Origin of the sequence: Burkholderia sp. B10 (assembly GCF_004368385.1) — a bacterium.
In the GTDB taxonomy this organism is placed as follows: Bacteria; Pseudomonadota; Gammaproteobacteria; order Burkholderiales; family Burkholderiaceae; genus Burkholderia; species Burkholderia vietnamiensis.
In genome coordinates, this window is record NZ_PQMX01000050.1 from 1 (window position 1) to 16,268 (window position 16,268).

At 69.9% G+C, this 16,268-nt stretch carries 9 protein-coding genes; 6 read left to right on the forward strand and 3 right to left on the reverse strand.

Annotated elements, in window-relative coordinates; translation table 11 throughout:
• A partial coding sequence (gene glnE, locus C3Y15_RS22225) for a bifunctional [glutamate--ammonia ligase]-adenylyl-L-tyrosine phosphorylase/[glutamate--ammonia-ligase] adenylyltransferase (protein ID WP_134206866.1) occupies positions 1–2,770 on the reverse strand: 2,770 nt, incomplete at its 3' end.
• Between the two features lie 234 nt (positions 2,771–3,004).
• On the opposite strand from glnE, the gene C3Y15_RS22230 reads away from it, so the two are divergent.
• The 4 genes from C3Y15_RS22230 (at position 3,005) to aroG (ending at position 11,117) form a co-directional block, all read left to right on the forward strand.
• Positions 3,005–7,216, forward strand: coding sequence for an AsmA-like C-terminal region-containing protein (locus C3Y15_RS22230; RefSeq protein ID WP_069246142.1), 4,212 nt, complete (start codon positions 3,005–3,007; stop codon positions 7,214–7,216).
• A 51-nt stretch (positions 7,217–7,267) separates the two neighbouring features.
• Complete coding sequence (locus C3Y15_RS22235; protein ID WP_011883340.1) at positions 7,268–8,095, forward strand: carbon-nitrogen hydrolase family protein; 828 nt, start codon at positions 7,268–7,270, stop codon at positions 8,093–8,095.
• Positions 8,096–8,181: 86 nt separating this feature from the next.
• On the forward strand, positions 8,182–9,648 hold the full coding sequence (gene tldD / locus C3Y15_RS22240) for a metalloprotease TldD (protein ID WP_011883338.1): 1,467 nt from the start codon (positions 8,182–8,184) through the stop codon (positions 9,646–9,648).
• A gap of 395 nt (positions 9,649–10,043) precedes the next feature.
• Positions 10,044–11,117 carry a 3-deoxy-7-phosphoheptulonate synthase AroG gene (gene aroG / locus C3Y15_RS22250; RefSeq protein WP_011883337.1) on the forward strand — a complete coding sequence of 358 codons (1,074 nt, stop codon included), beginning with the start codon at positions 10,044–10,046 and terminating at the stop codon, positions 11,115–11,117.
• 126 nt (positions 11,118–11,243) lie between these two features.
• Here the strand turns inward: aroG and hmpA are convergent, their stop codons facing one another.
• Positions 11,244–12,452, reverse strand: coding sequence for an NO-inducible flavohemoprotein (hmpA, locus tag C3Y15_RS22255; RefSeq protein WP_011883334.1), 1,209 nt, complete (start codon positions 12,450–12,452; stop codon positions 11,244–11,246).
• 89 nt (positions 12,453–12,541) lie between these two features.
• The gene (locus tag C3Y15_RS22260; protein ID WP_011883333.1) at positions 12,542–13,093 is read right to left on the reverse strand and encodes a cob(I)yrinic acid a,c-diamide adenosyltransferase; all 552 of its coding nucleotides are present in this window, start codon (positions 13,091–13,093) and stop codon (positions 12,542–12,544) included.
• Positions 13,094–13,233: 140 nt separating this feature from the next.
• Between C3Y15_RS22260 and C3Y15_RS22265 the strand changes: the two genes are divergently transcribed.
• Positions 13,234–14,643 (forward strand): FAD-linked oxidase C-terminal domain-containing protein, encoded by a 1,410-nt coding sequence (locus C3Y15_RS22265; RefSeq protein ID WP_014722475.1) that lies wholly within the window; start codon positions 13,234–13,236, stop codon positions 14,641–14,643.
• Between the two features lie 37 nt (positions 14,644–14,680).
• Positions 14,681–16,174 carry an FAD-linked oxidase C-terminal domain-containing protein gene (locus C3Y15_RS22270; protein ID WP_011883331.1) on the forward strand — a complete coding sequence of 498 codons (1,494 nt, stop codon included), beginning with the start codon at positions 14,681–14,683 and terminating at the stop codon, positions 16,172–16,174.
• Positions 16,175–16,268 lie beyond the last annotated feature (94 nt).

Consider the following 16,268-nt stretch of genomic DNA (forward strand, 5'->3'; position numbering starts at 1 on the left):
GTGTATAAGAGACAGTAACAGCCGCCCGCTCCTCGGCCACGACCGCCGGGTCGACGCGCGCCTTCTCCATCCCGTCGAGCCGCAGCTTGTGCTGCAGCTTCCGGTATTTGCGGTACGCGGCGCCGACGCACTCCGCCTCGTCCGCCTCCATCAGCCCGAACCGCGCGACTTCGCGCAGCAGCGCGATGTTGCCGGTGTTGCGGATCAGCTCGGCATCGCTCGACGCATGCAGCAGCACCCAGTACTGGACGATGAACTCGATGTCGACCATCCCGCCGCGATCGTGCTTCAGGTCGAACAGCTCGCTGTGGTTCGGGTGACCGGCGAACACCTTGTCGCGCATGTCGACGATTTCCCGCGCGAGCACGGCCGCATCGCGCGGCGTCGTCAGCACCTGCTGGCGGATCGCCTCGAAGGCCGCGCCGATCTGCGCGTCGCCGGCGCTGTACCGCGCGCGCGTCAGCGCCTGGTGCTCCCAGACCCACGCGGTATTCGCCGCATCGCCTTCGCGCAGCTGGTAACGGCGGAACGCATCGAGATCGGTGACGAGCAGCCCGGCCTCGCCGTTCGGCCGCAGCCGCAGGTCGATGTCGAACAGCGCGCCCGCGCCGGTCGCGGTGGTGAGCCACGTGATGAGCCGCCGCGTAAACGTCGTATAGACGTCCGCCGAGCGCTCGTCCGGGTCGTCGTACAGGAAGATCAGATCGAGATCCGACGCATAGCCGAGCTCCTTGCCGCCGAGCTTGCCGTATGCGATCACCGCGAACTTCGGCACGTCGCGATGGCGTTTCGCGAGCTGCGACCAGACGACCTCGATCGTCACGTCGAGCACTGCATCGGCGAGCTCGGACAGCCGGTCGCTCACGTGCTCGACCGACAGCTGGCCGGCCAGGTCGATCAGCAGGATGCGGAACACCTCCGCATGCTGTGCGTGCCGCAGCAGGTCCATCTGCTGCTCGGGGCCGTCGGCGGCGGCGAGCCGCGCGCGCAGCGCGTCCTTGAACGCGGGCCAGTCGAACGGGCTCGCGATCGCCTCGTCGTCGAGCAGCTCGTCGAGCAATTGCGGATGCCGAATCAGATAGCCGCCGCCCCAGCGCGTCGTGCCGAGCACCGACAGCACGCGATCGAGCGCGGCCGGGTACTCGGTGAGCAGCGCGAGATAAACGCCGCGCCGGCTGACCGTCTCCAGCAGATCGAACAATCGCACGACCGTCTCGTCGCGGCGCGCGGCGTCGATCCGCGGCGCGGCCTCGAGCGCGCGCTGCGCGACGCTGTCGAAGCGCTGCCGGCTCTTTTCCGGCAGACCGGCATAGCGCGACGACTGCCAGATCGCGCGCAGCCGGGCGAGCACCGCGGCCGGATCGGCGAAGCCGAGGCCGTCGAGGCGCGCGAGCAGCGTCTCGTCGTCGCCGTCGTCCGCGAGCGCGCCGCTCCATATCCAGGCGGCGGCAGCGTCTTCGCCCGACGCGCACGCGCCGCCATTGCCCTTGTCGGCGAAGATCTGGTCGAACTGCGCCTCGACGAAGGTCCGGTGCGCATCGAGCGCGGCGGTGAGCGCCGCGTAGTCGGCAAAACCGAGCGACGCGGCGAGCACCGCCCGCTCGCCCGGATCGACCGGCATCGCGTGGGTCTGCGCGTCGTCGCGATACTGCAGCCGATGCTCGAGCGTGCGCAGGAAGTTGTACGCGTCGGTCAGCCGCTCGCGCACGTCCTCGCCGATCAGCCCGCGCGCCTGCGCATGGCGCAGCACCGCGAGCGTCGGCCGCACGCGGAACTCCGCGTCCTGGCCGCCGCGGATCAGCTGGAACACCTGCGCGCTGAATTCGATCTCGCGGATGCCGCCGCGCCCGAGCTTGATGTCGTCGGCCTTGTCGGGCCGCATCGACGCGCGGCGCGCGGCCTCGTGCCGGATCTGCTGATGCAGCGACCGGATCGCGCCGATCACGCCGAAATCGAGATAGCGGCGGTAGACGAACGGCTTGACGATTGCTTCGAGCTGCGATGCGAGCCGCCGCGCCGCGTCGCTGTCGCCTTCCGACACGAGCCGCCCCTTGATCCATGCATAGCGCTCCCATTCGCGCCCCTGCACGTAAAAGTATTCCTCGAGCATCCCGAGGCTGCATACGAGCGGCCCGGAATCGCCGTTGGGACGCAGCCGCATGTCGACGCGAAACACGTAGCCGTCGGCGGTGACCTCGGACAGCACGCCGATCAGGCGCCGGCCGAGCCGCGTGAAGTACTCCTGCGTGGACAGCGGCGCGCGCGTGCCGCCGGCCGTCTCGCCGTCGTCCTCGTAGACGAAGATCAGGTCGATGTCCGACGACACGTTCAGCTCGCGGCCGCCGAGCTTGCCCATCCCGACCACGCCGAGCACGACGCGCTGGCCGTCGGCGCCGCGCGGCTCGCCGTAGGTGGCCTCGAGCTCCGCGGACAGCAGCGCGAGCGAGCGCTGCACGGCCACTTCGGCGAGGTCGGTCATCGCGGACGTGACCTCGGCGACGTCCGCGACGCCGCGCAGGTCGCGCTCCGCCACCGCGCCGAACACCTCGACGCGCAACTGCCGCAGCGCGCGCTTCAATTCGTCGTCGCCCGGCGCGGCCGCGCCGGAACTCGTCGCGAGCAACTCGGTGAGGCGCGCGTCGAGCCGCGCGCGCGTGAGCGGCGCGTCGGCCCACGCGGCGATCAGCTCGGCCAGCGCGGGGCGCGCGGCGACCGCGCGGGCGAGATAGCGGGAATAGGACGTGCTGATCAGGGCGGAAGCGTCGGTCATCGTCATCGAAAAGCGGGCGTGGCGGTAAGGCCCGTTGCCGCGGGTCGCGCGTGCGCGCGCCGCTGCCGACAGACCGTTGGACTCGGCGCGGTGTGAGCGGCCGCGCGTGCGCCGCCGCCCACACCGCGCGCCGGAAAGCCCGTGCCGCATGCGCGCAACGGCCGCCGGCACGAACCCCTGTGATACATTTCAACGTCAATCTGCAAAACTACCATATCGCCGCCCCTCCGCCGCATGTCCGACCGTCAGGAATCCGCCGTAGCTGCGCCCGAAGCGGGACCTCCGAAGCACGATCATCCGGTCCTGCGCCGCGTGTTCAGGGTGACGCTGGCAGTCGGCATCGGCGTGTACTTCGTCGCGTCCGGCGCATTCCTCGGGCTGCGCTACGTGGTGCTGCCGCGCATCGACGAATTCCGGCCGCGCATCGAGCGCGCCGTGTCCGACAAGCTCCACGAGCAGCTTTCGATCGGCAGGCTGTCCCCGCACTGGTCGGGCATGCAGCCGGGCGTCGAAGTGACGAACCTCACCATTCGCGGCCGTGACGGCCGCATCGCGCTGTCGGTGCCGCATGCGACGGCCGCGCTGTCGTGGATCTCGCTGCTGCGGCTGTCGCCTGCGCTGTCCAGCCTGATCGTCGACCATCCGGATCTCGTCGTCGCGCGCGCGGCCGACGGTTCGCTGAGCGTCGCGGGCATCGGCGTCGCGACCACCCACGGCGGCAACGACACGTTCGGCACCTGGCTGCTGAAGCAGGAAGCGATCGTGCTGCGCAACGGCACGCTGCGCTGGCGCGACGCCCAGCACGACGCACCGGAGCTCGCGCTGTCGGGCATCCGCCTCGCCGTGCTGAACCACGGCCGCGAGCACAAGGTCGCGCTGCAGGCGCCGGCCAACGGCACGCTGCTGCTCGGCCCGCTCGACTTCCGCGCGCGCTTCACGCACAAGCCGCTCGCGCCGATCGGCAAGCCGACCAACTGGACCGGCAACGCGTACCTGTCCACCGGCCCGGTCGACCTGCAGACGCTCGGCCGCTACCTCGACCTGCCGTTCACGGCCCACGCGGGCCGGATCGACAACGCGATCTGGGCGACCTTTCAGGACGGCCACCTGCGCTCCGCGGGCGGCGACCTGCAGGGCGCCGACGTCGTGCTGCGCGTGCGGCCGACCCAGCCGCGCCTGGAAGTGCCGACGGTCGGATTCGGCTGGGACATCGCGCTCGACGCCGGCCGCGACTACACGCTGCACCTGACGCGCTTCAACGCCGAGCTCGGCCAGCCGCCGCTGCCCGACGGCACGCCGCTCGCGCGCTCGCTCGCGCTGTCGACGCTGACCGCCCGCTACCGCGTGCCGACCGCCGATCAGGGGCAGTTGCTGAGCGTCGCCGGCGACCGCGTCGATCTCGGCATCCTCAGCGAATTCATCCGCGGGCTCCCGCTGCCGGCGCGGCTGCGCAACGAGCTGATCAAGCTCGACCCGCACGGCATGGTGTCGAACTATCACATCGAGGTCGAACGCGCGAAGCCCGCGCGGGCCGAGCTCGCCGACGAGGAACGCCGCACCGGCGCCGCGCCGATCGTCCGCTACCGCTTCCTCGGCGATCTGCAAGGCATCAGCTTCGCCGCGCAGGAGCCGCCGCCCGGGCTGTCGCCGCGCGGCCATCCGCGCGCCGGCTGGCCGGGCGTCGAGAACCTGTGGGGCAGCGTCGACGCGACCGAGACGGGCGGCGCCGCGCACTTCGACACGGTGAACGCGGCGGTCACGGTGCCCGGCGAGTTCGACGAACCGCGCCTGACCTTCGACCGGCTGCGCGGCAACGCCAAATGGGTGATCACGCCGGCGCCGGGCGAGAAACACGCGCGCGTCGACGTGACGTTGCCCGACCTGTACGTCGCGAATCCCGATGCCGAGATCGACGTATCGGGCACGTACACGAACCCCGGCCACGGCCGCGGCTCGCTCGACCTGCGCGCCGAGTTCGCCCGCGCGGCGGTGGCGCGCATCCCGCGCTACCTGCCGACCGGCATGTCGGAGCGGCTGCGCGCGTATCTCGGGCATGCGCTGCAGGACGGTCGCGTGACCAAGGGCGCGTCGATCGTCGCGCGCGGCCCGCTCGAAAAATTCCCGTTCGAACACGAGCCGGATGCCGGCGTGTTCCACATCGTCGCGCCGTTCACCGGCGGGCGCTTCGAGCCGACGCCCTACCCGCCGCGCAAGCTCGCGAACGGCACGCCGAGCGTGTGGCCGGCGCTCGACGGGATCGACGGCGTGTTCGAGCTCGCGCAGAACAAGCTGCGCTTCGACATCGCACGCGCGCGCTACAAGCGCGTCGCGCTGACGAACGTCAACGGCCGGATCGACGACCTCGGCAATCCGTCGAAGTCGCCGCTCGTGATCGACGGCCACGCGCACGGGCCGCTCGCCGACCTGATCGACTACGCGGACAACAGCTCGCTCGGCACGATGAGCGGCCACATCGGCCAGCGCATCGACGCGCAGGGCCCGGCGTCGCTCGCGCTGAAGATCACGATTCCGCAGCACGTGCCGCATCCGCACACGCACGTCGAAGGCGCGCTCGCGTTCGGCGGCAACACGCTGTCGACCGACGGCGTGCCGCCGCTGTCCGCGCTGCGCGGCAGCGTGCGTTTCACGGAGGCCGGCGCGTCGCTGCACGACCTGGCCGGGCGCTTCCTCGGCGGGCCGGTGCACGCGAACGGCAGCTTCCAGTCGCACGGCCCGTACACGGTCGACGTCGACGGCAAGCTCGCGCTCGACGCCGCCCGCGGACTGAACCTGCGCGGCACGGCCGCGGCGCTGCTCGAACACGTGGTCGGCGACGCGCCGTACGAGGTCGCCGTGCGCGGCGCGCCGGGCGGCCTGCCGCAGATCACCGCGCGCTCCGACCTGACGGGCGTCGCGCTGAACTTCCCGGCGCCGTTCGCGAAACCGGCCGGCGAGCCGATGCCGTTTCGCTTCACGCTGCAGCCGGCCACGCCGGCCGGCGGCAAGCGCATCGAGCACGCGGACCTGACGCTCGGCCCGGTGTCGGCCACCTATCTGCTCGACGCGACGCGCGGCCAGCCGCTGCGCGCATTGCGCGGCGCGATGGGCATCCACCGGATGCCCGACCTGCCGCAGGACGGCGTGAGCGCGGCGGTCGATGTCGACGAGCTGGATGCCGACGCGTGGCTCGCGCTCGCGCACACGCTGAAGCCCGACACGCCGCGCACGCCGGAGCCGCCGCCGGAGGCGCCGGCGCGGTCGCGCATCGACGTCGCCAGCTTCACGCCGAAACGTTTCGCGCTGCACTTCGGCACGCTGAAGCTGCTCAAGCGCAACTGGGGAAACGTGATCGTCGGCGCGTCGCACGTCGACGAGCTGTGGCAGGCGAACATCGCGTCGAACCAGGTCTCGGGCTACCTGTCGTGGGCGCCGGGCGGCGGGCACAACGGCGCGGGCGTGCTCAATGCACGGCTCGCGAAGCTGGTGATTCCCGACAGCGCCGAGCACGACCTCGTCGGCCGCGCGATGAACCTGCCGACGCCGACCGACCGGCCGATACCGTCGGTGGACCTGATCGTCGACCAGGTCGTCGCGCGCAATCACGACATCGGCCGGCTGGTCGTCAACGCGCGCAACATCGACGAGGACGGCGTACCGGTGTGGCAGCTCGACCGGCTCGAGCTCGCCAATCCGGCCGCGAAACTGACGGCCACCGGCAACTGGCGCACGTCGCGCCGTGCGCTGGCCCGCGGCGTGGACGACAACGACGCGCCGCGGCGCAGCGTGTTCGACTTCAAGCTCGACGTCGGCAACGCGGGCGCGCTGCTCGACCTCGTCGGCCTGCCGCGCACGCTCGAGAACGGCCACGGCACGGTGACCGGCAAGGTGGGCTGGCGCGGCGGCCCGACGGCCGTCGAGGTGCCGTCGCTCGGCGGCCAGGTCGCGCTCGACTTCGAGCACGGCCAGATCCTGAAGGTCGATCCGGGCGCCGCGAAACTGCTCGGCGTGCTGAGCCTGCAGAGCCTCGCGCGGTTCCTGACGCTGAACTTCCGCGACGTGATCGGCAAGGGGCTGCCGTTCGACAAGATCACCGGCACCAGCCGGATCTCGAACGGGATCGCCCGCACCGACGACTTCTCGATGACGACGGCGCCCGCGAACGTGACCGTGCGCGGCGCGGTCGATCTCGCCACCGAGACGCAGGACCTGCACGCGCACGTCGCGCCGAAGATCGGCGCCGGCACCGCGGCGATCGCGGCCGCGATCGTCAATCCGCTGCTCGGCGTCGGCGTGCTGGCGGCGAACTACGCGCTGTCGCAGACGCTGTCGCACGCGTTCGCGCTCGACTATGCGATCACCGGCTCGTGGGCGCATCCGCATATCGAGCGGGTGCGGGGCGATCAGGGTAAGATGGATCACGGTCCGGCCGATGCGGCAAGCCACTGACGCGTGCAGGCCGCCGGACCGCACCCCTTTTACGAAGCCAGCGATCCTGCGATGACCGATCCGACCCGTTCCGCCACGCCCTTCCGGGTTGCCGCGCTGCAGATGGTGAGCACGCCGGACGTCGCGCGCAATCTCGCCGACGCCGGCCACCTGATCGAGCAGGCGGCGGCAGACGGCGCGCAACTGGTGCTGCTGCCCGAGTATTTCTGCTTCATGGGCCACCGCGACACCGACAAGCTCGCGCTCGCCGAACCCTATCGCGACGGGCCGATCCAGCAGTTCCTCGCGCAGGCCGCGCAGCGGCATCGCGTCTGGGTGATCGGCGGCACGCTGCCGCTGCAGGCGCCGGAGCCCGACCGCGTGCTGAACACGACGCTCGTGTTCGACCCGAGCGGCCGCGAGGCCGCCCGCTACGACAAGATCCACCTGTTCAACTTCGAGAAAGGCGACGAATCGTTCGACGAGGCGCGCACGATCCGCGCGGGCGACACGGTCGTCGCGTTCGACGCGCCGTTCGGGCGGGTCGGCCTGTCGGTCTGCTACGATCTGCGCTTTCCCGAGCTGTACCGCCGGATGGGCGATTGCGCACTGCTCGTCGTGCCGTCGGCGTTTACGTATACGACGGGCCGCGCGCACTGGGAAACGCTGCTGCGCGCGCGGGCCGTCGAGAACCAGTGCTACGTGCTGGCCGCCGCGCAGGGCGGCAAGCACGAGAACGGCCGGCGCACGTGGGGCCACAGCATGCTGATCGATCCGTGGGGCGAAATCGTCGCGGTCCGCGACGAAGGCGCAGGCGTCGTGGCCGGCGCGCTCGACCCTCAGCGCATCGCCGACGTGCGCCAGAGCCTGCCCGCGTGGCGGCATCGCGTGCTGGCCTGAAGCGCCGCCGCCGCTTGAAACGCCGCCCGGCCAACCCATCTGTCCAGAACGCACCCGACAACTTTTTGAGAAACCTCGATACCCGCATGAACATCATCGAACCCGGCATCCGCAATCTTGCGCTGGCGAAGGACATCCTCCTCACGCCGTACGGCCTCGACGAGAGCCTGCTCACGCGCACGATCGCCGACATCTTCACGCATCGCGTCGACTACGCGGACCTGTACTTCCAGGCCACCCGCAGCGAAGCGTGGAGCCTCGAGGAAGGCATCGTGAAGTCGGGCAGCTTCAGCATCGACCAGGGCGTCGGCGTGCGCGCGGTGGCGGGCGACCGCACCGCGTTCGCCTATTCGGACGACCTGTCGCCGGAAGCCATCGCCCAGGCGGCCGCGGCCACCAAGGCGATCGCGGCGGCGGGCGGCGGCCGCCAGAAGATCAAGGCGGCGACGTCGCTGAAAGGCATCACCGGCCGCGACCTGTACCTGCCGTCCGACCCGCTCGCGTCGCTCGACGCGACCGCCAAGGTCAAGCTGCTCGAGCGCATCGAGCAGATGGCGCGCGGGCGCGACCCGCGCGTCACGCAGGTGATGGCGGGCCTCGCCGGCGAATACGACGTCGTGCTGGTCGCGCGCAGCGACGGCGCGCTCGCGGCCGACATCCGGCCGCTCGTGCGCGTGTCCGTCACGGTGATCGCCGAGCAGAACGGCCGCCGCGAGATCGGCTCCGGCGGCGGCGGCGGGCGCTTCGACTACGCCTATTTCACCGACGACGTGCTGTCGCGCTACGTCGACGACGCGGTGCACGCCGCGCTGGTGAACCTCGACGCGCGCCCGGCGCCGGCCGGCGCGATGACCGTCGTGCTCGGGCCGGGCTGGCCGGGCGTGCTGCTGCACGAGGCGATCGGCCACGGCCTCGAGGGCGACTTCAACCGCAAGGGCTCGTCGGCATTCGCGGGCCGGATCGGCGAGCAGGTTGCCGCGAAGGGCGTGACGGTGGTCGACGACGGCACGCTGCCGAACCGCCGCGGCTCGCTGAACATCGACGACGAAGGCAACCCGACGCAGTGCACGACGCTGATCGAGGACGGCATCCTCAAGGGTTACATCCAGGACACGCTGAACGCGCGCCTGATGAAGATGCCCGTGACCGGCAACGCGCGCCGCGAGTCGTACGCCGCGCTGCCGATGCCGCGCATGACCAACACGTACATGCTCAACGGCGACAAGGATCCGCAGGAAATCATCGCGTCGGTGAAGAACGGCCTGTACGCGGTGAACTTCGGCGGCGGCCAGGTCGACATCACGAACGGCAAGTTCGTGTTCTCGGCGTCCGAGGCGTACATGATCGAGAACGGCAAGGTCACCTACCCGGTGAAGGGCGCGACGCTGATCGGCAGCGGCCCGGAATCGCTGAAGTACGTGAGCATGATCGGCAACGACATGTCGCTCGATTCGGGCGTCGGCGTCTGCGGCAAGGAAGGCCAGAGCGTGCCGGTCGGCGTCGGCCAGCCGACGCTGCGGATCGACAAGATGACCGTCGGCGGTACGGCATAACCGCATCGCTGCGCAGACAATCCGCGCATTTTGACGAAACCACGCGGATTGCCCGCATTTTTGACTGCCCCCGGTTGCCAGCTGCGCGGCGACCGGGTATAAATTGCGAATCGACTTTTTCGACGAACCGAATCTCCGTCATGTCCGCCAAGTTTTATTTTTACTTTTTTTGGCATCTCAGACCGCTGGCGGATCGAGAGGGTTGATGGCGCGTAAAGCGCAACCGAAATTCCCGAAAAACCGCCGGCGAACCCGGCGGTTTTTTTTCGCCCTTCGCCAACCGGCCGTCGCAGCGGATCCCGCCGCACCGGCCGGCGCCGACCGAATCACCCGAATCGATGAATCTGCCGCACGCGCTCTGACCGAACGGCGCCCGTAAAACCAGGAGAACCAGCATGCCCCCGCACAACACCGACGACGTCCGCATCCGCGAACTCAAGGAACTGACGCCGCCCGCCCACCTGATCCGCGAATTCGCATGCTCCGAGGCCGCGTCCGAGCTGATCTACGAGTCGCGCCGTTCGATGCACCGGATCCTGCACGGGATGGACGACCGGCTGATCGTCGTGATCGGGCCGTGCTCGATCCACGACACGAAGGCGGCGCTCGAATACGCGGGGCGGCTCGTGAAGGAGCGCGAGCGCTTCAAGGGCGAGCTGGAAATCGTGATGCGCGTGTACTTCGAAAAGCCGCGCACGACGGTCGGCTGGAAGGGGCTGATCAACGATCCGCATCTCGACAACAGCTTCAAGATCAACGAAGGGCTGCGCACCGCGCGCGAGCTGCTGCTGCAGATCAACGAGATGGGGCTGCCGGCCGCGACCGAATACCTCGACATGATCAGCCCGCAGTACATCGCCGACCTGATCTCGTGGGGCGCGATCGGCGCGCGCACGACCGAGTCGCAGGTGCATCGCGAGCTCGCGTCGGGGCTGTCGTGCCCGGTCGGCTTCAAGAACGGCACCGACGGCAACGTGAAGATCGCCGTCGACGCGATCAAGGCCGCGTCGCAGCCGCACCATTTCCTGTCGGTGACCAAGGGCGGCCATTCGGCGATCGTGTCGACGGCCGGCAACGAAGACTGTCACGTGATCCTGCGCGGCGGCAAGACGCCGAACTACGACGCGGACAGCGTGAACGCCGCCTGCGCGGACATCGGCAAGGCCGGCCTCGCCGCGCGCCTGATGATCGACGCGAGCCATGCGAACAGCTCGAAGAAGCACGAGAACCAGATCCCGGTGTGCGCGGACATCGGCCGTCAGGTCGCCGCCGGCGACGAGCGGATCGTCGGCGTGATGATCGAGTCGCACCTCGTCGAGGGGCGCCAGGACCTGAAGGAAGGCTGCGCGCTGACCTACGGCCAGAGCATCACCGACGCATGCATCGCGTGGGACGACAGCGTGAAGGTGCTCGAAGGGCTCGCGGAAGCGGTGAAGGCGCGCCGCGTCGCACGCGGCAGCGGCAACTGACGGCCAGCGGGCCGCGGGCCGGCGCATGCCGCGCGCGGCCCGATCGATGCCCCAATAAGACAAGCCCGGCTCGCGCCGGGCTTTGTCGTTGCGTCGCTGCATCGGCCGCCACCGGCCAAGCGGTCGTTACTCGAGCGCGCCCGAGCCGAAGATCTCGGTGTTGATACGTTCCGGCGCGACGCCGAGCGCGACCAGCGCGTCGCGTTGCGCCTTCATGAACGCGATCGGGCCGCAGATGTAGTAGTCGGCATCCGGCACCAGCGCATACTGCTGCACGCGCTCCGGCGTCAGGCGCCCTTCGAGGTCGTGATCGACGCCCGCGCGGTCGTTCGGGCCGACCAGCTCGTACAGCACCGTGCGCTTGAAATTCGCGTGTTCGCGCACCGTATCGTTCAGCCAGTCGCGGAACGCGTGCACCGCGCCCGAGCGGCAGGCGTGGACGAACCGCACGTCGCGCTTGCTGCCTTCGGCCACCAGCGTCGACGCCATCGACACCATCGGCGTCAGGCCCACACCGCCGGAGATCAGCACGACCGGCGTATCGACGCCGCGCTTCAGCGAGAATTCGCCCATCGGCGCGGTCACCTCGACGATCGCGCCCTCCTCCACGCCGTCGTGCATCAGCGTGGAAACCTTGCCGGCCGGAACCGCTTCGGCCTGGCCGGACTCGCGCTTCACCGAGATGCGCAGCCACTTGCCGTGCGGCGCGTCGGACAGGCTGTACTGGCGCGGCTGGTCGACGCCGAGGTCGCCGACGAAGCGCTTCACCGTGACGTACTGGCCCGGCTCGAAGGTCGGCGCCGCGCCGCCGTCGGCCGGCGTCAGGTAGAACGACGTGATCTCGTCGCTTTCACGCACCTTGCGGGCCACCTTGAACGGACGGAAGCCGCTCCAGGCGGCGCCCGCGTACAGGTCGGCCTCGGCGCCGATCAGGATCTGCGCGAGCTGGCCGTACGCGACGCGCCAGGCTTCGAGCGTCTGCGCGTCCACCGCGTCGCCGAGCACTTCGACGATCGATGCAAGCAGGTTCTCGCCGACGATCGGGTAATGCTCCGGACGGATGTTCAGGCTCGCGTGCTTGTGCGCGATGTGCGACACCGCTCCGCCGAGCGCGCCGAGGTTGTCGATGTTCGCCGCATACGCATAGACGGCCTTCGCGAGCGTCTCCGGCTGGCTGCCGGTCTTCTGGTGCGTCTGGTTGAACAGGTTCTTCAGCTCGGGATGGCGCGTGAACATGCGCTGGTAGAAGTGCTTCGTGATCGTCGCGCCGTGCACGGCCAGGACGGGGGCAGTGGCCTTCACACGAGCCATCTGGTCGGCGGTGATGTCAGTCATGTCGTTCTCCGTTAAACATGCTCAAACGATACATGTTTAAAAATCGCGGCCCCTCGGGCAAATTGTCGCAGCGCGGGAAGGCGCGCGCCTCAGCGCACGCGCCCTCGCTCCCACAGCACGTCCGAGCCGCCGCCGGCGCGGTTCAGCACGCGCGCGAGCACGAACAGCAGGTCGGACAGCCGGTTCACGTAACGCCGCGGCGCATCGTTCAACGTGTCGGCACGGCCGAGCGCGACGATCGAACGCTCGGCGCGCCGGCACACGGTGCGGCACACGTGCGCGAGCGACGCGGCGCGCGAGCCGGCCGGCAGGATGAATTCCCGCAGCGGCGGCAGCGTCGCGTTGTAGTCGGCCAGCCATCGGTCGAGGCGCGCGAGATGCGTGTCGTCGAGTACCGTGTGGCCGGGGATGCACAGCTCGCCGCCCAGATCGAACAGGTCGTGCTGGATCGTCACGAGCGCGGTGCGCACGTCGTCCGGCAGCGGCTCGGCGAGCAGCACGCCGAGATTCGAGTTCAGTTCGTCGACGTCGCCGATCGCGACGATCCGCGCGTCGTCCTTGCCGATGCGCCGGCCGTCGCCGAGGCCGGTGGTGCCGTCGTCGCCCGTGCGCGTGGCGATCTTGCTCAAGCGGTTGCCCATGCGAATGTCCTCTCGTGCGCGGCCGCGACGCGGCCCGGTTGTGTAGGAACGCGATTATCGCAGCCGGCGGGGCGGGTCGCAGCGGACGTTGCGGCGTAGAATGACCCAAAAGTTCGACAAGCAGCCGTCAGGAGACGCTCGTGAATCACCCCGCCACGCCGGCCGCCACGCGCCGCCCGCTTCCTCCCGCGATGCTCGATGCGCTGCGCGCCGCCTTCGGCGAGCGCGTGTCGATCGCCGACGCGGTCCGCGCCCATCACGGCCGCGACGAATCCCCGTTCGATCCGCAACTGCCCGACGCCGTCGTGTTCGCGCACAACGCCGACGAAGTGCGCGCCGTCGTGTCGCTGTGCGCGCTCTACAGCGTCCCGCTGATCCCGTACGGCGCCGGCTCGTCGCTCGAAGGCCATCTGCTGGCGGTGCGCGGCGGCGTGTCGCTCGATCTGTCGGAGATGAACCGTGTGCTGTCGATCGACGCGGAAGACCTGACCGTGACGGTCGAACCGGGCATCACGCGCAAGGCGCTGAACGAAGCGCTGCGCGACACCGGCCTGTTCTTCCCGATCGATCCGGGCGCCGACGCCAGCATCGGCGGCATGACGGCGACCCGCGCCTCGGGCACCAACGCCGTGCGCTACGGGACGATGCGCGAGAACGTGCTCGGCCTGAGCGCCGTGCTCGCCGACGGCCGCGTCGTGAAGACCGGCTCGCGCGCGCGCAAGTCGTCGGCCGGCTACGATCTGACGCGGCTGTTCGTCGGCTCGGAAGGCACGCTCGGCGTGATCACCGAGATCACGCTGCGCCTGCATCCGCTGCCCGAAGCGGTGTCGGCCGCGATCTGCGCGTTCCCGACGATGGGCGACGCGGTGCGCACCGTGATCGAGACGATCCAGATCGGCGTGCCGATCGCGCGCGTCGAATTCGTCGACGCGCTGGCGGTGCGCTCGATCAATCGCCATTCGAACCTGACGCTCGCCGAGGCGCCGACGCTGTTCTTCGAATTCCACGGCACCGACGCCGGCGTGAAGGAGCAGGCCGAGCTCGTGCAGGCGCTCGCCGGCCAGAACCACGGCCAGGGCTTCGAATGGGCGACGCGCCCCGAGGACCGCACGCGGCTGTGGGCCGCGCGCCACAACGCGTACTTCGCGATGCTGCAGCTCAAGCCCGGCTGCCGCGCGGTGACGACCGACGTCTGCGTGCCGATCTCGCAGCTCGCCGCCTGCGTCGAGGAAACCGAAGCCGACCTGCGCGCGTCGTCGCTGCCCTGCCCGATCGTCGGCCACGTCGGCGACGGCAATTTCCACGTCGCGATCCTGATCGACCCCGACAAGCCCGCCGAGCTCGACGAAGCCGAACGCATCAACGACCGGATCGTCGAGCGCGCGCTGCGGCTGGGCGGTACTTGCACCGGCGAACACGGCGTCGGCCTGCACAAGATGCGCTTCCTGCCGAAGGAGCACGGCGAGAACGCGATCGACGCGATGCGGGCGATCAAGCTCGCGCTCGATCCGCGCAACCTGATGAATCCCGGCAAGATCTTCACGTGCTGACACGGCGGCGCGCGGCCGCGCGCGCTCAGGAGACTCAATGAACGCTTCCGTCGAACTGTCGAGCGCGATGCGCGCGCAGCGCCAGCGCGAAATCGTGCAGGCGCTGATGGCCGTGCTGCCGACCCATTGCCTGCTGTACCGCGACGAAGACACCGCCGCGTACGAATGCGACGGCCTGTCGGCGTATCGCCGGCTGCCGCTCGCGGTGGCGCTGCCGGAAACCGAATCGCAGGTGCAGCGCATCGTGCAGATCTGCCGCCGCATGGAAGTGCCGATCGTGCCGCGCGGCGCGGGCACGAGCCTGTCGGGCGGCGCGCTGCCGATCGCGAACGGCGTCGTGCTGTCGCTCGCGCGCTTCACTCGGATCGTCGAAGTCGATCCGTACGCGCGCACGGCGACCGTCCAGCCCGGCGTGCGCAACCTCGCGATTTCCGAGGCCGCCGCGCCGTACGGGCTGTATTACGCGCCCGATCCGTCATCGCAGATCGCCTGCACGATCGGCGGCAACGTCGCGGAGAATTCGGGCGGCGTCCACTGCCTGAAGTACGGGCTGACGGTGCACAACGTGATGCGCGTGCGCGCGGTCACGATGGACGGCGAGATCGTCGAGTTCGGCTCGCTCGGGCTCGACACGCCGGGCCTCGACCTGCTCGCGGTGATGATCGGCAGCGAAGGGATGTTCGCGATCGTCACCGAAGTGACGGTGAAGCTGATCCCGAAGCCGCAGACCGCGCAGCTCGTGATGGCGAGCTTCGACGACGTCGTGAAGGGCGGCGAGGCGGTCGCCGCGATCATCGCGTCGGGCATCATCCCGGCCGGGCTCGAGATGATGGACAAGCCGGCCACGCAGGCGGTCGAGGCGTTCACGCACGCCGGCTACGACGTCGACGCGAAGGCGATCCTGCTGTGCGAATCCGACGGCACGCCCGAGGAAGTCGCGGAGGAGATCGTCCGCATGACGGCCGTGCTGCGCGAGCACGGCGCGACGCGCATCCAGGTGTCGCGCAACGAGAGCGAGCGGCTGCGCTTCTGGTCGGGCCGCAAGAACGCGTTCCCGGCCGCCGGCCGTATCTCGGCCGACTATTACTGCATGGACGGCACCGTGCCGCGCCGCGCGATCGGGCCGCTGCTCGCGCGCATCGAGCAGCTCGAGACACGCTACGGGTTGCGCTGCATCAACGTATTCCATGCCGGCGACGGCAACATGCATCCGCTGATCCTCTACAACGCGAACGATCCCGAGCAGTTGCACCGCGCCGAGCAGTTCGGTGCGGAGATCCTCGAATGCTGCGTGGAATTCGGCGGCAGCGTCACCGGCGAGCACGGCGTCGGCATCGAAAAGCTCAATTCGATGTGCGTGCAGTTCTCGCCGCAGGAGCGCGACGCGTTCTTCGCGGTCAAGCGCGCGTTCGATCCGGCCGGGCTGCTCAACCCCGACAAGGGCATCCCGACCCGCGCGCGCTGCGCCGAGTACGGCCGTCAGCACGTGCGCGGCGGGCTGCTGCCGCATCCCGACCTGCCGCGCTTCTGAGCGGCGCGCGCCGTGCGGAGGCCCGGCGTGCGCGCGTCGGGGCGTTAGGGATAGTCGCGATGTGGATTCGCGCCACCCCGGTACAATCGACCGG